This window comes from Arthrobacter globiformis (assembly GCF_046536215.2).
Lineage (GTDB): Bacteria > Actinomycetota > Actinomycetes > Actinomycetales > Micrococcaceae > Arthrobacter > Arthrobacter globiformis_E.
In genome coordinates this window covers 1,606,876-1,626,560 of the sequence record NZ_CM143421.1, presented here as the reverse complement: position 1 = coordinate 1,626,560, position 19,685 = coordinate 1,606,876, and the positions used below count along the sequence as shown (strand labels likewise).

The window sequence follows — 19,685 nt, the reverse complement described above, 5'->3', positions numbered from 1 at the left end:
CCGCAAGCAGGTGGAATGGGGCAAGGCCCGCAGGTCCGGCCAGGGGACGTTTCCCCAGCTCATGGCGCTGGTCCAATGGCTGCAGGCCAGGCTGAACGCCTTCCGGCCCATGCGGGCGTGGCAGCACTACACGCGGCAGCACGGCCCGCTGATGAGCGCGGGCACCGGTTTCAACATGTTCTTCTCCATCACCGGCCTGCTGACCACAGGCTTCTCCATCGCTGGCCTGGCGCTCCGCGGCCAGCCCGCACTCCTGGACCGGATCGTTGCCAGCGTGGCCGAAAGCGCCCCGGGCCTGCTGAAGGTCGACGGCGGCGACGGGCTGGTGGATCCCAAGGACCTCCTCAACCCCGACGGCCTGGGCTGGACGGCAGTCATCGCCGCCGTCGTCACCGTCATCACTTCCCTGGGCTGGATCGCCGGCCTCCGCGAGGGCCTCCGCGGCGTGATGATGCTGGGGCCGCTGAAGCTCAATCCCGTGGTCATGAAACTGCACGACGCCGGAACGCTGCTGCTGCTCGGCGTCGCCCTGGTCATCAGCTCGGGTGCGTCCCTGGTGTTCGGCACCGCGGCGGGCTGGGCGATGGAGCAGCTCCGCCTGGACCCCGCAGTGGCCGGGCCGGTGGCGGCACTGATCAAGATCGCGGTGCCGCTGGTCCTGAACTGGATCACGGCGCTCATCATGTTCCGTCTGGCCGGCGGCCTCAAACTTTCCAGGCAGGCGCTGCTGGAAGGGACCATCCTTGCGGGCGTGGGGACCACGGTCCTTCAGGTGTTCAGCACCGAACTGCTGGCCGGCGCCGGGCGCAACCCCATCCTGGCGCCCTTCGCCATCATCATCGGGCTGCTGATCTGGTTCAACCTGGTCAGCCAGGTCTATCTCGTTTCCGCGGCCTGGTCGGCCATCCGCGAGGAGGACGTGAAGGCCGCTCCGGCGGCGAAAACCACGGGCTGGGGGTCACGGCAGGTGCAGCCCGGAAAGACGCCGGTGGAGCGGCACCACCCGGCCGAGCACCCGCGCCCCGTGGGCGTCAGTGTCCGGCGTCGAGGTACTGGTCGGCCCACGCCGCGATAATCTTCGCGGCCCGCGCGGCCTGCCCCTTGCCGGTGAGCAGGTGGTCGCTGCCCTCCAGCGAGACAAAGTTCCGCGGGTGGCGGGCGGTCTGGAAGATCGTGCTGGCGTTCTCGATGCCCACGGTGTTGTCCGTGGGGGAGTGCAGCACCATCAGGGGTTTGTGCAGCCGCCGGATGCAGTCCGTGAGGTCGGCGTTCTCCAGGTCCTCCACGAAGTGCCGGCGGATCTCCACCCGCTTGCCGCCCAGGTCCACCTCGGCGCTGCCCTCGCTGAGGATCTTGTCCAGGGCCGCGTCGAAGACGTGGGCGACGTGCTTGGGGGAGAAGGGTGCCCCAACGGTGGCAACGGCATCCAGCTCCGGGATCTCGGATGCGGCAGCGAGGACGGCGGCGCCGCCGAAGGAATGCCCCACCAGCAGTGAGATGGCGCGGCCCTCGGCCCGCATGAACTCCGCCGCCCGGACGGTGTCCGCCACCTTGTGGCTGAAGGACCCCGCGGACCACTGCCCGGCGGAGCCGCCGAGGCCCACGTTGTCGAAGCGGAGCATGCCGATGCCGTTGTCCGCCAGAGCCTTGCAGATCCGGGACGCCGCGGGGCTGTCCTTGCCCAGCGTGAAGCCGTGGGAGAAGACGCCCCAGCCCTTGACCGGCCCGTCCGGCACGTCGAGGATGCCGGAGAGCAGTTCGCCGGTGGTGCCTTCGAACGAGACTTTTTCGGAGTGGTGCATCTGTTCCTCCTTAAAACGACGGCGGCGCCGCTCACCGTACGTTTCCGCACGTGGTGAGCGACGCCGTCGTCCGCGTTGAATCCTTAGATCTTGCGGGCCAGGATGGCCTGCTTGACCTCTGCGATGGCCTGGGTGACCTGGATGCCGCGGGGGCATGCCTCCGAGCAGTTGAAGGTGGTGCGGCAGCGCCACACGCCTTCCTTGTCGTTGAGGATCTCCAGGCGCATGTCGCCGGCGTCGTCACGGGAGTCGAAGATGAACCGGTGGGCGTTCACGATCGCTGCCGGGCCGAAGTACTGGCCGTCGGTCCAGAACACCGGGCACGAGGACGTGCACGCGGCGCAGAGGATGCACTTGGTGGTGTCGTCGAAGCGCTCACGGTCCTCGGCGGACTGCAGGCGTTCCTTGGTGGGCTCGTGGCCCTTGTTGATGAGGAACGGCATGACCTCGCGGAAGGACTGGAAGAACGGCTCCATGTCCACGATCAGGTCCTTCTCCACCGGCAGGCCCTTGATGGGCTCGACCGTGATGGGCTTGGACGTGTCGAGGTCCTTCAGCAGGGTCTTGCACGCGAGGCGGTTGCGGCCGTTGATGCGCATGGCATCGGAGCCGCAGACGCCGTGGGCGCAGGAGCGGCGGAAGGAGACGCTGCCGTCAATTTCCCACTTGATCTTGTGCAGGGCGTCCAGCACGCGGTCCGTGCCGTACATCGTCAGCTTGTAGTCGTCCCAGCGGGCTTCGGCGGAAACCTCGGGGTCGTAGCGGCGGACGCGCAGCGTGATGTCGAACGTCGGGATTTCCCCGCCGCCGCCAACACCGGCGGGAAGTTCGATCTTGGAGGCTGGCTCAGCAAGTTCAGCGGACATATTAGTACTTCCTCACCATCGGCTCGTAGCGCGTAAAGACAACCGGCTTGGTGGCAAGCCGGACACCGGCGATTGCCTCCTCCGCGGAACCGTCGGCCGGTGCGTGGTCTTCTTTGTACGCCATGGAGTGCTTCATGAATTTTTCGTCGTCGCGGTCCGGGAAGTCCTCGCGGAAGTGGCCGCCGCGGGATTCCTCGCGGTGCAGGGCAGCAACCGTCATGACCCGGGCCAGTTCCAGCAGGAACCCGAGCTCAACGGCCTCGAGCAGGTCAAGGTTGAAGCGCTTGCCCTTGTCCTGGACGTTGATGCGGGTGTACCGCTCCTCGAAGGACTCGATGTCCTTCAGGACCTGGTTGAGCGTGTCAGCCGTACGGAACACCTGCATGTTGGCGTCCATGGTGTCCTGCAGTTCCTTGCGGATCGCGGAGACCTTCTCGGTGCCGTTCGCGTTGCGGGCCACATCCAGCAGGCTGATGGTGAAGTCTTCCGGGTTCTCCGGGAGCTCCACGAAGTCAGCCGTCTTGGCGTACTCGGCGGCGGCAATGCCGGCGCGCTTGCCGAACACGTTGATGTCCAGCAGGGAGTTGGTGCCCAGGCGGTTGGAGCCGTGCACTGAAACGCAGGCCACCTCGCCGGCGGCGAACAGGCCCGGAACCACGGTGTCGTTGTCCTGCAGGACCTCGGTGGCGATGTTGGTCGGGATGCCGCCCATGGCGTAGTGCGCCGTCGGGAAGACGGGGACCGGCTCCGTGTAGGGCTCCACGCCGAGGTAGGTGCGGGCGAACTCGGTGATGTCCGGCAGCTTGGCGTCGATGTGGGCCGGCTCAAGGTGCGTCAGGTCAAGGAGCACGTAGTCCTTGTTCGGTCCGCAGCCGCGGCCTTCGCGGACTTCGTTGGCCATGGAGCGGGCCACGATGTCACGCGGGGCGAGGTCCTTAATGGTGGGGGCGTAGCGCTCCATGAAGCGTTCACCCTCGGAGTTACGCAGGATGGCGCCTTCACCGCGGGCGGCTTCGGACAGCAGGATGCCCAGGCCGGCGAGGCCGGTCGGGTGGAACTGGAAGAACTCCATGTCCTCCAGGGGGATGCCGCGGCGGAACGCGATGCCCATGCCGTCACCGGTCAGGGTGTGGGCGTTCGAGGTGGTCTTGAAGACCTTGCCGGCGCCGCCGGAGGCGAACACCACGGACTTGGCCTGGAAGACGTGCAGCTCGCCGGAGGCGAGGTCGTAGGACACGACGCCGGCAACGCGCTTCTGCTTGAACGGCGTGCCGTCCTCGCGCACGGCGTCTTCCTCGACGGTCAGGAGGTCCAGGACGTAGTACTCGTTGTAGAACTCAACGTTGTGCTTGACGCAGTTTTGGTACAGGGTCTGGAGGATCATGTGGCCCGTGCGGTCGGCGGCGTAACACGCGCGGCGCACCGGAGCCTTGCCGTGGTCGCGGGTGTGGCCGCCGAAGCGGCGCTGGTCGATGCGGCCCTCGGGCGTGCGGTTGAACGGCAGGCCCATCTTCTCGAGGTCCAGCACCGCGTCGATGGCCTCTTTGGCCATGACCTCGGCGGCGTCCTGGTCAACCAGGTAGTCGCCGCCCTTAATGGTGTCGAAGGTGTGCCATTCCCAGTTGTCTTCCTCGACATTGGCCAGGGCTGCACACATGCCGCCCTGCGCCGCACCCGTGTGGGAGCGGGTGGGGTACAGCTTGGTCAGTACTGCTGTTCGCGCACGCTGACCGGACTCGATCGCGGCGCGCATCCCGGCGCCACCGGCACCGACGATGACGACGTCGTACTTATGGACCTGCATACCAGACGCTCTTTCTCTCAAAATTCGCAATAAAACAGCGGGCGGTCGAAGCCGTCTCCGCACAAAATTGCGGCCCGCCAATGGATGGCGGGCCGCCACGGGATGCTACGCGGGGCAGAAGCCGCCGGGCAGCTGGACACCGTCCACTACGGGGCACGGGTTGAAGGTGAAGATCACCAGGGTGCCGAGGATGATGATGACGGCGGAGGCTGCGTAGAGGACCATCTTGAGCCAGAAGCGGGTGGAGTCCTTCTCGGCGTAGTCGTTGATGATGGTGCGGACGCCGTTGGTGCCGTGCAGCATGGCGAGCCACAGCATGGCCAGGTCCCAGAACTGCCAGAACGGATCTGCCCACTTGCCGGCAACGAAGCCGAAGTCGATGGCGTGGATGCCTTCGCCCACCAGGAGGTTCACGATGAGGTGGCCGAAGATCAGCACAACCAGGACCACACCGGAGAGGCGCATGAACAGCCAGGCGAGCATTTCGAAGTTGCCGCGCGAGTTGCCGTTGCGGCGGTACTTCGGGGCGATCCTGCCGGACTCGGGCTTGCCGCCGATCTGACCGCTGCGCGGGGACTGGATCTCAGTTGCAGACATGGCTTAGTGACCTCCGAGCGCGAGGGACAGGTGGCGGATGGCGAAGGCGACCATGGTGACGACCCACAGGCCCAGCACCACCCACAGCATCTGGCGCTGGTACTTGGCGCCCTTCTTCCAGAAGTCGACGGCGATGATCCGCAGGCCGTTGAAGGCGTGGAACACGATCGCTGCGACGAGGCCCGTTTCACCCAGGGCCATCAGCGGGTTCTTGTAGGCACCGATTACTGCGGTGTAGGCCTCAGGCGACACCCTCACCAGCGAGGTGTCCAGCACATGGACCAACAAGAAGAAAAAGATCACTACACCAGTAATGCGGTGTCCAACCCAAGACCACATGCCTTCACGGCCGCGGTACAAGGTGCCAGCTGGTTTCGTCGGCACTGAATAAACCTCCCTGCGACACAGCGGCGCTGGCGTGGGATCCACGCGGGGGGAACGCCTACTGCGAGAGCACTCGTAGCTCAGGCCTAAATCTAGGCTTCGCTCACAGCTTATTCAATTCAGGCGTTCCTTGCCCGCCAGCTACTGTACGGATTTTCGGCTATTTTGAGACCAAGACCACATCTGTTGCCACTGTATCCGGATGCTGCCCGGCCGTGAAAGGCCGCCTTGAGGTGCGTCGGCTAAAGTAGGGCCTGATGAGTAACGACAAAGTGACAAGCCAGGATTCACCTCTCAGCCGTTTTATCGCTGTGATTCCTGCGGGCGGTGTGGGGACCCGCCTCTGGCCTCTGTCACGTGCAGCAGCTCCCAAGTTCCTTCACGACCTGACCGGTTCCGGCAGCACGCTCCTGCGTGCCACCTACGACCGCCTCGAACCGCTGGCCGGAAACCGCGTCCTCGTGGTCACCGGCGTGGCGCACCGCAATGCCGTGTGCAGCCAGCTTCCCGAGGTTGAGGACGGCGACCTCGTGCTCGAGAGCGAGCCCAAGGATTCCGGCGCCGCCATCGGCCTGGCCGCAGCCATCCTGCACCAGCGCGATCCCGACGTCATCATGGGGTCCTTCGCCGCGGACCACGTGATCAGCCCCGACGGGCTCTTCCAGGACACCGTCCGCGAGGCCATCCACACCGCCGCCGCCGGCAAGATCGTGACCATCGGCATCAAGCCGACGCACCCCTCCACCGGGTTCGGCTACATCCGGTCCGGGGATTCCCTGCGCATTCCGGGAGCCCCCAACGCCCAGGCTGTGGTGGAGTTCGTGGAGAAGCCGGACGAGGACGTTGCCCAGCAGTATGTGGACAGCGGCGACTATGTCTGGAACGCGGGCATGTTCGTGGCGCCCGTGTCCCTCATGCTCAAGCACCTGGAAGCCAACCAGCCCGAGCTGTTCACCGGCCTGCAGGAAATCGCCCAGGCATGGGACACCCCGCAGCGTGACGAAGTCACCGCCCGGATCTGGCCCACCCTGCCCAAGATCGCCATTGACTACGCAGTCGCCGAGCCCGCAGCGGCAGCCGGGGACGTCGCAGTCGTGCCCGGCTCCTTCCGCTGGGACGACGTCGGTGACTTCGCCTCCGTGGGCCGGCTGAACAGCGCCAAGGAAGTGGACGAGGTGACCGTCCTCGGCGAGGGCGCACGCGTCTTCACCGAAAACGCCAGCGGCGTGGTGGTCTCGGACACCAAGCGCGTCATCGCGCTGATCGGGATCAAGGACGTCGTCATCGTGGACACCCCGGATGCACTGCTGGTGACCACCAAGCAGCACTCGCAGCGGGTGAAGCAGGCCGTGGACGCGCTGAAGGCCAGCGGCGACACCGACGTCCTCTAGCGGGCACCGCCTTCCAGCCACACGTAAACCGGAGACGGCCAACACGTAACGCGGAGAAGGCGATGCCGCTAATCTTTCCGGCCTCGCTACAGTTGAGGTGTGCGCAATTACACTACTGAAGCTGAGCCCACCGCCCTGGTGGGGCCGTGGCTCGAGCCCCTGCTGCCGGAACTGATCGATTTTCGCCGTGACCTGCATGCGCACCCCGAACTGTCCTTCAGGGAATTTCGGACCACGGACAAGCTGGCCGAGCGGCTCGAGGCTGCCGGCCTCGAGCCCCGCCGGCTCGAGGGCACGGGCCTGACCGTCGACATCGGTGAGGGGCCGATCGCCACCGCGCTCCGCGGTGACATCGATGCCCTGCCGATCATCGAGGAAACGGGACTCCCGTTCGCCTCAAAGAACCACGGCGTCACCCATGCCTGCGGCCACGACGTCCACACCACCACCATGCTGGGCATCGCCCTGGTGCTGCACCGGATGCACCAGGAATCCCCGCTGGGCGGGACGGTGCGCATCATCTTCCAGCCCGCCGAGGAAACCATGCCCGGCGGCGCGCACTCCTGCATCGAGCAGGGCGTCCTGGAAGGCGTGCCCCGCATCCTGGCGCTGCACTGCGACCCGCGCATCGAAGTGGGCAAGATCGGCACCCGCATCGGCGCCATCACCTCGGCGTCGGACACCATTCGGATCGAACTCTCCGGCCGCGGCGGTCACACCTCCCGCCCGCACCTCACCGAGGAGCTTGTTTTCGCGCTGGCGCAGATTGCCGTGAACGTGCCGGCCGTCCTTTCCCGCCGGGTGGATGTCCGCAGCGGCGTCTCGGTGGTGTGGGGACACATCTCCGCCGGGTCCGCGCCCAACGCCATTCCGGGCACCGGGTACATGGCCGGCACCATGCGCTGCCTGGACCGCGATGCCTGGCACAGCGCCGGCGAGCTGCTGGACGAAGTGGTGCACCAGGTGGCCGCTCCCTACGGAGTTGACGTGCGGCTGGAGCACACCCGCGGCGTTCCTCCGGTGGTCAACTCCGAACATGAGACGGCGCTGATCGAGGCCGCTGCCCGTGCCGAGATCGGCGAGAGTTCGGTGGTGCTGACGCCACAGTCCATGGGCGGGGAGGACTTCGCCTGGTTCCTGGCCGAGCTGCCCGGGGCCATGATGCGCCTCGGCACCAAGACCCCCGGCGGCGAGGAATACGACCTGCACCGCGGCGACTACATCCTGGACGAGCGGGCCCTCGGCTACGGCATCCAGGTCCTCACCGCCGCCGCCCTCCGCACCATCCGCGACCTCTAGACCCGCCCCGGCTAGGCACGGCCCGGCACACCCCACCTGAGCGCGAACGGACACCTGATATGTAGATCGGGTTGTCAATAGGCATACGTGAGCGGTTCCTGGGATTTTTCTTTCCTGGGAGCCGCTCACTTTTTGCCGGGCGGGTCGTAGCCTCGGGTGACTATGGCGGGTCATTGTTCGACAGGCATTGTCAGACTGACATTCGCGGGTTGGTTACCGCATGACGATTGTTCGGCTGGAGGCGTATCGGTGTCTAAGATCGAGCGTCGCCGGTGTTCCGTCTGCTCATAGGCGTGTCCCGAGTTAGCTCCGCGTGCCTGCCACGCCACTTCCACCACGTCTCGGCCGGCAGGTCAGGCTACGTTCATCCGTTCTCCTTGCTGGAGTGGGGCGGCCAATGACCAGCACCAGCCGGCGAGCTCACGGGCAATTGCGATGTTGGCCTTCACCGACATTTTGTGGCGTTCATCGAAGTGTTCCCACTTGTGGTGGAGCCGGTGGTTCCCTTCGAGAGCGCGGATGCGGGTCGCCGGGCCGACCACATCGAGCTGGCGAAGCAGCCGTTCCCCAGGCCGTGCGTAGGGGCGCCGGTGGACCCACGCGGCCTCGATGAGTAGTTTACGGGCGTATGTGTTCCCGGCCTTGGTGATCGGGCCCTGATGCCGGGACTGGCCGGAGGAGCTTTCACTGGGAACCAGCCCGAGATAGGCGCCGATGGACGAGCCGGTGAAGCGGGTCCAGTCCCCGATCTCTACAGCCAGCCCGAAGGCGGTCGTCATCTGGATGCCCCGCAGGCACATCAGGGCGTCGATCACGCGGGAGTACCGGCAGAGCCCTGCCGTGGCGGTGATCTGTTTGTCGATGCGTGCCAGATGCGCGGCGAGCAGCTCGGCCTGCTCCACGTCGGCGTCGTACGTAAACTGCAGCGCCGGTTCGTCAAAGCGCTGACGGTGCAGCCACAACCGGTGTTCCTTGGTCCATCTGCTGTCGTTGGGGTAGCGGATGCCGTGGCGCAGCAGGATGGCGTTCACGTGCTGGCGGGCGTGGGCTAGGTCCTTCGCAGCGCCGGAGCGCAGCCGGGCCAGATCCCGCAACGCCTCCTCGTCAGGGTCCGGGATGTGCACCTGGACCACTGAACCGACTGCAAGCATCTCGGCAAGTACCCGGGCGTCGCGACGGTCGGTCTTCACTCGGTCCCCAGGGGCGCGCAGCAGCTTCGAAGACGCCGCGACCACGCAATTGATGCCTGCAGCTTGGAGGTACCGGGCCAGAACGAACCCTGTCGGGCCGGACTCGTAAGCGACCTTGACGGGCGGCTCGAACCGGCGGACCCACTCCAGCACCATGGCCGGGTCGGCAGCCATGGTGTGAGCGCTGATTTCTCCGGTGCCCGGGTTCAGCGCATGGCCCGCCACATTAACCGCGTGAACATCCAGACCAATGAAAGTATGCTCAAACATAGCCGGGACCTCCCAAACCTCACATGTGGCACTACCATTGCACCCCCGAAAGACCCTCGCAGGCCACGGGTACCGCTAATGGCAACCCACGGACCCTGTGAAACAGAAGGCCCCGGCCCCCGCCCGGGCGTCAGAGCCTGGCCGTCCGGGATAAAGGACATCACCGCCGCGTGCAGGCCGGGCAGCGCCACTTCCTCGCATCCGGCAACCGAACCACGACAAGCTGGCGCTGCACGACCGTACCGGCGATACTGGGCCGCGCCCCGGACCCCGCAAGCGGGGCCGCTCCACTTCATATCGTCTAAGCCCCGGCTTCCAGCGCGAACGTACACTTGTGGCCCCCACATGAGGGCTCTTTAGGGCCTCAAGTGTCCGTTCGCGCTCTCGTTTGCATAGGTAAGTTGTGCACAATTGAATTGCCCATTACTGTTAAGGTCATGCCCGATGCTCCCCGCCTTGACCGCCAGGTGTGCTTTGCCCTCTACTCCGCGTCGCGGGCTGCCACCGCCGTTTACCGTCCGCTCCTGGACGAGCTCGGCCTGACGTACCCGCAGTACCTCGTCATGCTGGTGCTCTGGGAAAACGAGCCGCGCGGCGTCCGGGAACTGGGGGAGGAGCTTGGGCTCGACTCCGGCACCCTCTCACCCCTCCTGAAGCGGCTCGAGGCGCTGGGCCTCGTCGAGCGGCGGCGCTCCGCCGAGGACGAGCGCCGGGTTGCCGTGCACCTGACCGACGCCGGCAAGGCCCTGAGCAGCAAGGCCTCCGGCGTGCCGCAGCACCTCGCTGCGGCGGCTGGCCTGAGTCCCGCCGAACTCGATCAGCTCCGCGAAACCCTCGGCAAGCTCACCGCGGCCCTGCACAGTTCGCTCTGACCCGGCGTCAAAGACCACAAACGCACCCCACACCTCCCAACCGGAAGGACATCCATTGAAGACCCTCTACACCGCCGAGGCTCTCGCGTCCGGCGAAGGCCGCGACGGTTCCGCGCGGACCAACGACGGCAAACTCGACGTCAACCTCGCCAGCCCGGTGGAGCTGGGAGGCAGCGGCCAGGGCACCAACCCCGAACAGCTCTTCGCCGCCGGCTACGCTGCGTGCTTCCACTCCGCCCTCCGCGTGGTGGGCCGGCAGACCAAAGCGGACCTCACGGACTCCGCCGTCGCCGCCAAGATCCACTTCGGCGCCCTCGAGGACCGCGCCGGCTACGGCCTCGCCGCCGAGCTGGAAATCGCCCTCCCCGCACTGGACCGCAGCACCGCCGAGGCACTCATGGCCAAGGCACACACCATCTGCCCGTACTCCAACGTGACGCGCGGCAACATGGACGTCGCCCTGACGCTCGTGGAGTTCGCAGCGTGAGCGCCGGGGCAGCGTTGCCGGTGACCACCCGCGAGATCCAGCTGGCCTCCCGGCCGCAAGGCAGGCCGGTTCCGGAAAACTTCCGGCTCGCCGAGGCGGCAGTCCCGGCCCTCAACGAGGGCCAGGTGCTGGTCCGGAACCTGTTCATCTCGGTGGACCCCTACATGCGCGGCCGCATGAACGATGCCAAGTCCTATTCAGCGCCGTTTGCGCTGGACAAGGCGCTCGACGGCGGTGCGGTGGGTGAGGTGATCGCGTCCCGGTCCGATCAGCGCAAGGTGGGGGACGTCGTCGTCCATCAGCTCGGCTGGCGGGAGCATGCGGTGGTGGACGCTGAGCGGACCACGCCCGTAGACACGGAACTCGCCCCGGCCTCGGCGTTCCTGGGTGCCCTGGGCATGACCGGACTCACCGCGTACGCCGGCCTGCTGAAGGTCGCCGAGTTCAAGCCCGGGGACGCGGTATTCGTCTCGGGCGCCGCCGGCGCGGTGGGCTCGCTCGTGGGGCAGATCGCGAAGGCGATGGGAGCCTCGAAGGTGATTGGCAGCGCGGGCACGCCGGAGAAGGTTGCCCGGCTGCTGGACCTGGGCTTCGACGCGGCGTTCAACTACCGTGACGCGCCGGTCCTGGACCAGCTGAAGGCCGCCGCGGGCAGCAACGGCATCGACGTGTACTTCGACAACGTCGGCGGTGACCATCTCGAAGCGGCGCTGTCCGTCCTGAACGTCGGCGGCCGCGTGGCCATGTGCGGCGCCATCGCCCAGTACAACTCGACCGAACCGCCCGCCGCGCCGCGCAATTTGGCCGTGGCGATCGGCAAGCAGCTCACGCTGCGCGGGTTCCTGGTGGGCGGCCAGCGGCAGCACGCCGCCGAGTTCGCCGGTCGGATGGCCGGCTGGCTGGCCGACGGCACCGTCCGGTACGACGAGACGGTGGTCGACGGGCTGGAGAACGCGCCAAGGGCCTTCATGGACATGCTCGACGGCGGCAACACCGGAAAGATGCTCGTCCGCCTCTAGCCCGAACAACAGTCCGCCGCTGAGAGTCTTCAGCACCGAGCGCGAACGTACACTTGAGGCCCCTGGGAAACGGTTCCCAGGGGCCTCAAGTGTACGTTCGCGCTGGGCGTGTTAACCGGACCGTGTTACTTGGACGCGGGGCAGGACACTAAAGTGGGCACAGAAGTGCGCTTCGACGCACCCGGGTGCCGGCCAGCGGCATCCCGTACGCCAAGGGGTGACGGCCGTGCAGAACGACGCCAACGAAGCGGGCGCCATCATTGACTGGACGGCCCTGGAAGCCGCCGCGCTCGAGGCCATGAAGAACGCCTACGCGCCCTACTCGAACTTTCCGGTGGGAGCCGCCGCCTTCACCGCGGACGGCAGGATCGTCAGCGGCTGCAACGTCGAGAACGCCAGCTACGGCCTGACGCTGTGCGCCGAGTGCGTCCTCGTGGGAAACCTGCAGATGACCGGCGGCGGCCTGCTCCGCGCCTTCTACTGCGTGGACGGGGCCGGCAACGTGCTGATGCCCTGCGGACGCTGCCGGCAGCTGCTGTACGAGTTTCGGGCGCCCGGCATGGAGCTCATGACCGCGCTGGGGATCAAGACCATGGACCAGGTGCTGCCCGACGCATTTGGCCCCGAAGACCTGGAGGGAACCCGGTGACCCAGAAGAATCAGGCGTTCGACGCCGTCGAGATCATCAGGGCCAAGCGCGACAAGCACGCGCTGAGCCCGGAGCAGATTGCCTGGATCATCGACGCGTATACCCGTGGCGTCGTCGCCGAGGAGCAGATGGCCGCCCTGAACATGGCCATCCTGCTCAACGGCATGGACCGTGCCGAGATCTCGCAGTGGACCGCAGCGATGATCGCCTCGGGGGAGCGGATGGACTTCTCCGGCCTCCGGCGGCCCGACGGCGGCGTGAAGGTCACCACCGACAAGCACTCCACGGGCGGGGTGGGGGACAAGATCACCCTGCCGCTGGCACCCCTGGTCGCGGCCTTCGGCGTGGCGGTGCCGCAGCTGTCCGGGCGGGGGCTGGGCTACACCGGCGGCACGCTGGATAAGCTCGAATCCATTCCGGGCTGGCGGGCCTCCCTGGGCAACGACGAAATGCTGGCGCAGCTCCAGGAGGTGGGCGCGGTGATCTGCGCCGCCGGTGCGGGGCTCGCCCCGGCGGACCGGAAGCTCTACGCGCTCCGCGACGTCACGGGCACCGTCGAGTCGATCCCGCTGCTGGCGTCGTCGATCATGAGCAAGAAGATCGCCGAGGGCACGGGTTCGCTGGTGCTGGACGTCAAGGTGGGCAGCGGGGCGTTCATGAAGGACGAGGCCGGCGCCCGCGAGCTGGCCGAGACCATGGTGGCCCTCGGCAAGGACGCCGGCGTGGAAACCGTGGCCCTGCTGACCAACATGGGCACCCCGCTCGGGCTCACTGCGGGCAACGCCATCGAGGTGGCGGAATCCGTTGAGGTACTCGCCGGCGGCGGCCCGGAAGACGTCGTCGAACTGACGGTGAGGCTCGCGGAGGAGATGCTGCAGTGCGCGGGTGTGTCCGACGCCGATCCGGCGGCCGCGCTCAAGGACGGCAGGGCGATGGACGTCTGGAACCGGATGATCGCGGCGCAGGGCGGCGACCCGCGGGCCAAGCTGCCGGTGGCCAAGGAATCGGAAACCATTTACGCGCCCGCGGACGGAGTCCTCGTGGAGCTCGACGCGTTCGCCGTGGGTGTGGCGGCCTGGCGCCTCGGCGCCGGCCGGGCGCGGAAGGAAGACACGGTGCAGGCAGCCGCCGGCGTCCGCCTGCACGCCAAGCCGGGCGCCGCCGTGCGTGCCGGTGAGCCGCTCATGACCCTGCTGACGGACACGCCGGAGAAGTTTGCCCGGGCCAAGGAGGCGCTGGACCACGCCGTCACCATTGCGCCGGAAGGTTCCAAGCCTGCCCAGCAGCTCATCATCGACCGCATCGCCTGACCGTGCAGGCCATCAATGACTTCATCCTGGCTGCCGCCGGCCAGCCGTGGGTCCTGTTCATCGTCCTCGCCTGCTGCGTCATCGACGGTTTCTTCCCGCCCATCCCCAGCGAGTCGGTGGTGGTGGGGCTGGCCGCCGTCGCCGCGACGGCGGACGTCCCCAACCCGTGGCTGCTTGCGGCCGTGGCGGGGCTGGGCGCCTTCACCGGCGACAACGCCGCCTATCTCATCGGCCGCGGTGTGGGCACGCAGCGCTGGGGCTGGATGCGCGGGCCGCGGATGCAGCGGGCGTTCCGGTGGGCGGGGCGCGAACTGCGCAAGCGGCCGGCGTCGCTGATCCTTGTGGCGCGGTTCGTCCCCATCGGCAGGGTGGCCGTCAACCTGACCGCGGGAGCGACGCATTATTCGCACGCGCGCTTCATCGGGCTGACTGTGCTTTCTGCCACCCTCTGGGCCTCGTATTCCGTGGCCATCGGGCTGTTCTTCGGCCAGTGGTTCGAGCAGAACCACCTGCTGGGGGCCGTAATCGCCATTGTTTGCGCCATTGTGCTGGGGATCCTGGTGGACCTAGGCATCAACAGGCTCCGGGGCCGCATTCAGGATCCGCTCGAAGAAAGTTGACTTTCCATTCAAGGCGTAGCGGACTATCCTCCGGCCGTGCGACACTAAAGAGCGATTTGCGTCACTTCCTGTCTTGTTATATTGCCGAGGAGCAACACCCGCGTGGAGTTTATTAATGAGGCCGTGCTCCATGCAGCGGGTCAGTGGTGGATTTACCCCGTTTTGCTCATGTTCTTCTTCGTCGACGGGTTCGCGATGGTGGTGCCCAGCGAGACGCTTATCGTTGCGCTCTCGGCCTTCTCCCGGCACAGTGGTGAGCCGAACCTCTGGATCCTCGGCCTGACCGCCCTCACCGGCGCCATGGCCGGAGACAACATGGCCTACATGCTGGGCCGGAAGATCGGCCTGGAGCGCTGGAAGTGGATGCGCCGGCCCAAGGTGCAGAAGGTCTTCGGCTGGGCGCGGTACGAACTGGAGAAGCGCGGCGCTGTGCTGATCTTCACGGCGCGCTACATCCCGTGGGGGCGCGTGGCAGTGAACTATGTCGCCGGCACCACCGGATACCCGCACCGCCGGTTCTTCCTGCTGGATGCCTTCGCCTGCTTCACGTGGGTGGGCTACTCGATAGGCATCGGCCTCGTGGCAAGTTCCTTCCCGTGGCTGCACCACAACCCGCTGATGGGCGCCGGCATCGCCGTCGTGTTCGCCATCATTCTGGGGATCATCATCGATCACGCCCTCCGCTGGTGGCACAAGCGGCTGGGACGCAACGACGCCGCCGCTCCGGACCAGGGCAACGCGCCGGAAGAGAGCCCCGCACCGCAAACGGGTAGTGTCCCGGAACAAAGCAGCCGCGTGGCCTAGCGGGGTGGCTGGCAGCACGCCAGGGGCCCTTCAGGCCGCCGTCACCATGGAGTGCGCGCGTTGGCATTGCCGCCGGTCCAACCCTAGAGTTGGTACGTGACTGAGCCAATCGTTGACGCCGCCCCTGCCCTTGACTTCGACCTGAAGAGCCTGCCCAAGGTATCCCTTCACGACCACCTGGACGGCGGCCTGCGCCCGGCCACCATCATTGAGCTGGCGGAGGCGGTGGGGCACACCCTCCCGTCCACAGACCCCACCGCGCTGGGCGAATGGTTTCGCGAATCCGCCGATTCCGGCTCGCTGGTCCGCTACCTCGAGACGTTCGACCACACGGTGGCCGTGATGCAGACCAAGGAAGGCCTGTTCCGCGTCGCCAAGGAGTTCGTTGAGGATCTGGCGGACGACGGCGTGGTGTACGGCGAGGTGCGATGGGCACCTGAGCAGCACCTCCAGAAGGGACTGACGCTGGACGAGGTTGTGGAGGCAGTCCAGGAAGGCCTCGAAGCCGGCGTGGAAGCTGTGGCCGAGACCGGCCGCGAGATCCAGGTGGGCCAGCTGATCACGGCCATGCGCCACGCTGACCGCGGCCAGGAGATCGCCGAACTCGCCGTCCGGCACCGTGACAAGGGCGCCGTCGGGTTCGACATTGCCGGCGCCGAAGACGGCTTCCTGCCCTCGCGCTTCCGGGACGCCTTCACCTACCTGGCCGAAAACAACTTCCCTGCCACCGTGCACGCCGGCGAAGCCGCCGGGCTTGACAGCATCCAGTCCGCCCTCGTTGACGGCCGCGCGCTGCGCCTGGGCCACGGTGTCCGGATCGCCGAGGACATCATGGTGGAGTTCGATGAGGACGACGCCGACGACGAGGACAACGACAACATTGGCCTGGTCACCCTGGGCAACCTGTCCAGCTGGATCCGCGACCGCGGCATCGCCCTGGAAATTTGCCCGTCCTCCAACCTGCAGACCGGCGCCATCGCCGGCTTCGGTGAGGGCATCGAAAGCCACCCGCTGGACATGCTCTACCAGCTGGGTTTCAACGTCACCATCAACACGGACAACCGCCTCATGAGCGGCGTGACGCTCACCGACGAGTTCGAGCTGCTGGTGGAAACCTTCGACTACGACCTCGACGACCTGCTGGAGCTCACGCTCAACGCCGCCGAGGCCTCCTTCCTGCCCCTCGAGGAAAAGGAAGCCCTCGTGGAGTACATCAACGACGCGTACGGCGACCTTGGCTGAAACCCCCGGGCCGGCTGAACCCGCCGACCCCGTGGGGGAGCTGGTCTCGGTCATCGCTGCGCTCCGCGAGCACTGCCCCTGGATGGGCGCCCTCACCCACGAATCGCTCGTTGAGTACCTCCTGGAGGAGGCCTATGAAGTGGCCGAAACCATCGAGACGGGCGCGGACGAGGCTGAACTGAAAGGCGAGCTGGGCGATGTGCTGCTCCAGGTGGTGCTGCACGCCCGGCTCGCCGAGGAACGCGGCGTGTTCGGCTTCGGCGACGTCGCACGCGGCCTCACGCAGAAGATGATCCGCCGCAACCCGCACGTGTTCCGTCCGGACGGTTCCCTGCAGGACTCCTTTCCGGCCACTGTGGAGGAGATCGTGCTCAAGTGGGATGCCGTGAAGAAGGCCGAAAGCCCGGAGCGGAGCACGCCCTTCGAAGGCATCCCGGTAGCCCTGCCCGCACTGGCCCAGGCCCAGAAAACCCTGGACCGGGCGGAACGGGCCGGGCTGCCGCCGGTTGAGCCAGGCCCGCCGGCTGAGTCCGTCGAAACCGGGCTCACCGAAAAAATGACGACCGAAGCCGAACTTGGCGAGCTGCTGCTCGCCGTCGTCCGTTCTGCCCGGAACAGGGGGTTCGACGCCGAACGCGCCCTCCGCGGGGCCGTCCGGCGTTACCAGAACCGCCACCTTTGAAACATCCGCGCCCGGATCATGACGTCCGGGTTCTGGATAGGTTTCCGTAACGTGCACCACTCTCGACTACGCTAGTGCCTGACGAGGACGTCGAGATTTTTTCCCCTAGAGTCCCCAGTAAATCGCCCACAAGGAGCACATCCATGGCGCTTATCGATGCCATCCACGCCCGCGAGATCCTCGATTCCCGTGGCAACCCCACCGTCGAAGTTGAAGTTCTCCTCTCCGACGGCCAGATCGGCCGCGCTGCCGTTCCGTCCGGTGCCTCCACCGGCGAGCACGAGGCCGTTGAACTGCGCGACGGCGACAAGGGCCGCTACCTCGGCAAGGGTGTCCAGAAGGCCGTTGACGCCGTCATCGACCAGATCGCACCAGCCCTGACCGGCTTTGACGCCACCGACCAGCGCAGCATCGACCAGGCCATGATCGACCTGGACGGCACCGCCAACAAGGGCAAGCTGGGCGCCAACGCCATCCTCGGCGTCTCCCTGGCAGTCGCCAACGCCGCAGCAGCCTCCGCTGACCTGCCGCTGTACAAGTACCTGGGCGGCCCGAACGCCCACGTCCTGCCCGTTCCGCTGATGAATATCCTCAACGGCGGCTCGCACGCGGATTCCGACGTCGACATCCAGGAATTCATGATCGCCCCGATCGGCGCCGAGACCTTCTCCGAGGGCCTGCGCTGGGGCGTTGAGGTCTACCACAACCTCAAGTCCGTGCTGCAGCAGAAGGGCCTCTCCACCGGCCTCGGCGACGAGGGCGGCTTCGCCCCGAACCTGCCGTCCAACCGCGCGGCGCTGGACCTGATCCAGGAAGCCATCCAGAACGCCGGCTACACCCCGGGCACCGACATCGCGCTGGCCCTGGACGTTGCCTCCTCCGAGTTCTTCAAGGACGGTGCCTACCAGTTCGAGGGCAAGTCCCTGAGCGCCGCCGAGATGAGCGCCTATTACGCCGAACTCGTTGCCGACTACCCGCTGGTTTCCATCGAGGACCCGCTGGACGAGAACGACTGGGAAGGCTGGAAGATCCTCACGGACACCATCGGTGACAAGGTCCAGCTGGTGGGCGACGACCTGTTCGTCACCAACCCCGAGCGCCTGCAGCAGGGCATCGACGCCGCCACGGCCAACTCCCTGCTGGTCAAGGTCAACCAGATCGGTTCGCTGACCGAAACCCTGGACGCCGTTTCCCTGGCCCAGCGCTCCGGTTACACCACCATCACCTCGCACCGCTCCGGCGAAACCGAAGACACCACGATCGCCGACATCGCGGTTGCCACCAATGCCGGGCAGATCAAGACGGGTGCTCCGGCCCGCTCCGAGCGTGTTGCCAAGTACAACCAGCTGCTGCGCATCGAAGAGGAACTCGACGACGCCGCACGCTACGCCGGCCGCAGCGCGTTCCCGCGTTTCAAGGCCTAGTAGCCAAGCAAACAGCTGACCGGTGGCTATGGTGGAAAGACCATAGCCACCGGTTTTGTTTTTGGCGCCACACGTTACAGGAGTGTCATGGCTACCCGCCGTCCCAAAGTTCCCAGGGTGACCCCACCAGCACAACAGTCCGCCGCCGGATCGGCCGGGGGAGACGTCATCCAGGCGGACTTCGGCGGCCCGCGATCGGCGCCGGCCAGCCATGACACCGGAACGGGACGCGGACACGCGCTCCCCGGCGTGAACGCGGCGGGCAGCGGCGCCGGTGCGAAGACGGGCGCCGGCAACCAGTCCGGCGCGGGTGGCAGGACAGGCGCGGGTACCGGCGGTTCGGGCTCCTCGGGTGCAGGGTCAATGGGTGCGGGGACAAAGCCCGCTTCCACCAAAACCAGCCCCGGTTCCAGGTCCGGCACCGGCACCAAGTCCGGCACCGGAAAGACCGCCGCGGGAAAGGCGGGCAGCGGCCGCGGGAAGTCCGGATCATCAGCCGTGGGCACCGAGGACGAGAACCTCGACCCCGTTCCGGCCAAGGCGTTCTCCGGCCGCATGCTGGCGCTGGCCGTGGTGATGGTTGCCATCACCATCATGCTGGCCCCCACCGTGAAGATTTTCATCGACAAGCGGGCGGAAATCGCGGCCCTGGAGTCGGACATAGCGGACAGCAAGGCGGCCCAGGACAACCTCAAACGGCAGGTCTCGCGCTGGCAGGATCCCAACTACGTCAAGCAGCAGGCCCGCGACCGCATTAACATGGTTATGCCGGGAGAGACCGGCTACTGGGTGTTCGGCAGCGATGTGCCGGCCGGCGCAACAGGCAGCCAGCCCAGTGCAGCAGAAACACAAGACCCCGCCGACGTGCCCTGGGTGGATTCCCTCTGGGAGTCCATCAGGCGCTCGGCAACAGACTAGCGGCGCCCGCCGCGGGACTGCCTACCGATTTTCGGGGCAGCCAGAACCGGGCAGG

General features: G+C 66.8%; 20 protein-coding genes. 14 read left to right on the top strand and 6 right to left on the bottom strand.

Translation table 11 applies throughout. From position 1 onward, the window contains the following. The first annotated feature begins 10 nt into the window (after nucleotides 1–10). The gene (locus tag R5O87_RS07270) at nucleotides 11–1,075 is read left to right on the top strand and encodes a YihY/virulence factor BrkB family protein (RefSeq protein WP_410558420.1); all 1,065 of its coding nucleotides are present in this window, start codon (nucleotides 11–13) and stop codon (nucleotides 1,073–1,075) included. Here R5O87_RS07270 and R5O87_RS07265 read toward each other — a convergent pair. The 5 genes from R5O87_RS07265 to sdhC form a co-directional block, all read right to left on the bottom strand. Further along, nucleotides 1,032–1,802 carry an alpha/beta hydrolase family protein gene (locus tag R5O87_RS07265; RefSeq protein WP_410558384.1) on the bottom strand — a complete coding sequence of 257 codons (771 nt, stop codon included), beginning with the start codon at nucleotides 1,800–1,802 and terminating at the stop codon, nucleotides 1,032–1,034. The two genes, R5O87_RS07270 and R5O87_RS07265, sit on opposite strands and share 44 nt — an antisense overlap. A gap of 83 nt (nucleotides 1,803–1,885) precedes the next feature. Then, nucleotides 1,886–2,668, bottom strand: coding sequence for a succinate dehydrogenase iron-sulfur subunit (locus R5O87_RS07260; protein ID WP_102970627.1), 783 nt, complete (start codon nucleotides 2,666–2,668; stop codon nucleotides 1,886–1,888). Nucleotide 2,669: 1 nt separating this feature from the next. After that, nucleotides 2,670–4,472, bottom strand: a complete 1,803-nt coding sequence (sdhA, locus tag R5O87_RS07255; protein WP_410558383.1) for a succinate dehydrogenase flavoprotein subunit — start codon at nucleotides 4,470–4,472, stop codon at nucleotides 2,670–2,672. 105 nt (nucleotides 4,473–4,577) lie between these two features. Further along, nucleotides 4,578–5,069, bottom strand: a complete 492-nt coding sequence (locus R5O87_RS07250; RefSeq protein ID WP_410558382.1) for a succinate dehydrogenase hydrophobic membrane anchor subunit — start codon at nucleotides 5,067–5,069, stop codon at nucleotides 4,578–4,580. 3 nt (nucleotides 5,070–5,072) lie between these two features. Continuing rightward, a complete protein-coding gene (gene sdhC / locus R5O87_RS07245) occupies nucleotides 5,073–5,408 on the bottom strand; it encodes a succinate dehydrogenase, cytochrome b556 subunit (RefSeq protein ID WP_043417639.1) in 336 nt (111 codons plus the stop codon). A 302-nt stretch (nucleotides 5,409–5,710) separates the two neighbouring features. On the opposite strand from sdhC, the gene R5O87_RS07240 reads away from it, so the two are divergent. Both R5O87_RS07240 and R5O87_RS07235 read left to right on the top strand, forming a co-directional pair. Further along, nucleotides 5,711–6,844, top strand: a complete 1,134-nt coding sequence (locus tag R5O87_RS07240; RefSeq protein WP_410558381.1) for a mannose-1-phosphate guanylyltransferase — start codon at nucleotides 5,711–5,713, stop codon at nucleotides 6,842–6,844. 99 nt (nucleotides 6,845–6,943) lie between these two features. Next, on the top strand, nucleotides 6,944–8,143 hold the full coding sequence (locus tag R5O87_RS07235) for an amidohydrolase (RefSeq protein WP_410558380.1): 1,200 nt from the start codon (nucleotides 6,944–6,946) through the stop codon (nucleotides 8,141–8,143). A gap of 353 nt (nucleotides 8,144–8,496) precedes the next feature. Here the strand turns inward: R5O87_RS07235 and R5O87_RS07230 are convergent, their stop codons facing one another. Then, a complete protein-coding gene (locus tag R5O87_RS07230; RefSeq protein ID WP_462836403.1) occupies nucleotides 8,497–9,603 on the bottom strand; it encodes an IS110 family RNA-guided transposase in 1,107 nt (368 codons plus the stop codon). Between the two features lie 437 nt (nucleotides 9,604–10,040). Between R5O87_RS07230 and R5O87_RS07225 the strand changes: the two genes are divergently transcribed. The 11 genes from R5O87_RS07225 to R5O87_RS07175 all read left to right on the top strand — a co-directional run bounded on the left by R5O87_RS07225 (nucleotide 10,041) and on the right by R5O87_RS07175 (nucleotide 19,630). Beyond that, nucleotides 10,041–10,475: a MarR family winged helix-turn-helix transcriptional regulator gene (locus tag R5O87_RS07225; RefSeq protein ID WP_410557956.1), complete on the top strand. Its 435-nt coding sequence runs from the start codon at nucleotides 10,041–10,043 to the stop codon at nucleotides 10,473–10,475. A 55-nt stretch (nucleotides 10,476–10,530) separates the two neighbouring features. Further along, entirely contained in the window at nucleotides 10,531–10,962 is a 432-nt protein-coding gene (locus R5O87_RS07220; protein ID WP_410557952.1) for an organic hydroperoxide resistance protein, read from the top strand. Further along, nucleotides 10,959–11,981 (top strand): NADP-dependent oxidoreductase, encoded by a 1,023-nt coding sequence (locus R5O87_RS07215; protein ID WP_410557951.1) that lies wholly within the window; start codon nucleotides 10,959–10,961, stop codon nucleotides 11,979–11,981. Before R5O87_RS07220 ends, R5O87_RS07215 begins: the two co-directional genes overlap by 4 nt. 298 nt (nucleotides 11,982–12,279) lie before the next feature. Then, nucleotides 12,280–12,630, top strand: coding sequence for a cytidine deaminase (locus R5O87_RS07210; protein ID WP_462836436.1), 351 nt, complete (start codon nucleotides 12,280–12,282; stop codon nucleotides 12,628–12,630). After that, nucleotides 12,627–13,940 carry a thymidine phosphorylase gene (locus R5O87_RS07205; protein ID WP_410557948.1) on the top strand — a complete coding sequence of 438 codons (1,314 nt, stop codon included), beginning with the start codon at nucleotides 12,627–12,629 and terminating at the stop codon, nucleotides 13,938–13,940. Before R5O87_RS07210 ends, R5O87_RS07205 begins: the two co-directional genes overlap by 4 nt. A gap of 2 nt (nucleotides 13,941–13,942) precedes the next feature. Next, entirely contained in the window at nucleotides 13,943–14,560 is a 618-nt protein-coding gene (locus R5O87_RS07200) for a DedA family protein (RefSeq protein WP_410557947.1), read from the top strand. A gap of 102 nt (nucleotides 14,561–14,662) precedes the next feature. Beyond that, on the top strand, nucleotides 14,663–15,364 hold the full coding sequence (locus R5O87_RS07195) for a DedA family protein (RefSeq protein ID WP_410557945.1): 702 nt from the start codon (nucleotides 14,663–14,665) through the stop codon (nucleotides 15,362–15,364). 96 nt (nucleotides 15,365–15,460) lie between these two features. After that, nucleotides 15,461–16,606, top strand: a complete 1,146-nt coding sequence (locus R5O87_RS07190; RefSeq protein ID WP_410557944.1) for an adenosine deaminase — start codon at nucleotides 15,461–15,463, stop codon at nucleotides 16,604–16,606. 82 nt (nucleotides 16,607–16,688) lie between these two features. Beyond that, nucleotides 16,689–17,288 (top strand): MazG nucleotide pyrophosphohydrolase domain-containing protein, encoded by a 600-nt coding sequence (locus tag R5O87_RS07185; protein WP_410557955.1) that lies wholly within the window; start codon nucleotides 16,689–16,691, stop codon nucleotides 17,286–17,288. A gap of 143 nt (nucleotides 17,289–17,431) precedes the next feature. Continuing rightward, nucleotides 17,432–18,712 carry a phosphopyruvate hydratase gene (eno, locus tag R5O87_RS07180; protein WP_331571480.1) on the top strand — a complete coding sequence of 427 codons (1,281 nt, stop codon included), beginning with the start codon at nucleotides 17,432–17,434 and terminating at the stop codon, nucleotides 18,710–18,712. Nucleotides 18,713–18,799: 87 nt separating this feature from the next. Continuing rightward, complete coding sequence (locus R5O87_RS07175) at nucleotides 18,800–19,630, top strand: FtsB family cell division protein (RefSeq protein WP_410557943.1); 831 nt, start codon at nucleotides 18,800–18,802, stop codon at nucleotides 19,628–19,630. Nucleotides 19,631–19,685 lie beyond the last annotated feature (55 nt).

What these genes read in the sequence shown, in the direction of transcription:
- R5O87_RS07265 (WP_410558384.1), bottom strand. Translation starts at nt 1,802, where the DNA reads ATGCACCACTCCGAAAAAGTCTCGTTCGAAGGCACCACCGGCGAACTG.
- R5O87_RS07260 (WP_102970627.1), bottom strand. Translation starts at nt 2,668, where the DNA reads ATGTCCGCTGAACTTGCTGAGCCAGCCTCCAAGATCGAACTTCCCGCC.
- sdhA (WP_410558383.1), bottom strand. Translation starts at nt 4,472, where the DNA reads ATGCAGGTCCATAAGTACGACGTCGTCATCGTCGGTGCCGGTGGCGCC.
- R5O87_RS07250 (WP_410558382.1), bottom strand. Translation starts at nt 5,069, where the DNA reads ATGTCTGCAACTGAGATCCAGTCCCCGCGCAGCGGTCAGATCGGCGGC.
- sdhC (WP_043417639.1), bottom strand. Translation starts at nt 5,408, where the DNA reads ATGTGGTCTTGGGTTGGACACCGCATTACTGGTGTAGTGATCTTTTTC.
- R5O87_RS07240 (WP_410558381.1), top strand. Translation starts at nt 5,711, where the DNA reads ATGAGTAACGACAAAGTGACAAGCCAGGATTCACCTCTCAGCCGTTTT.
- R5O87_RS07230 (WP_462836403.1), bottom strand. Translation starts at nt 9,603, where the DNA reads ATGTTTGAGCATACTTTCATTGGTCTGGATGTTCACGCGGTTAATGTG.
- R5O87_RS07225 (WP_410557956.1), top strand. Translation starts at nt 10,041, where the DNA reads ATGCCCGATGCTCCCCGCCTTGACCGCCAGGTGTGCTTTGCCCTCTAC.
- R5O87_RS07210 (WP_462836436.1), top strand. Translation starts at nt 12,280, where the DNA reads ATGAAGAACGCCTACGCGCCCTACTCGAACTTTCCGGTGGGAGCCGCC.
- R5O87_RS07185 (WP_410557955.1), top strand. Translation starts at nt 16,689, where the DNA reads ATGGGCGCCCTCACCCACGAATCGCTCGTTGAGTACCTCCTGGAGGAG.
- eno (WP_331571480.1), top strand. Translation starts at nt 17,432, where the DNA reads ATGGCGCTTATCGATGCCATCCACGCCCGCGAGATCCTCGATTCCCGT.
- R5O87_RS07175 (WP_410557943.1), top strand. Translation starts at nt 18,800, where the DNA reads ATGGCTACCCGCCGTCCCAAAGTTCCCAGGGTGACCCCACCAGCACAA.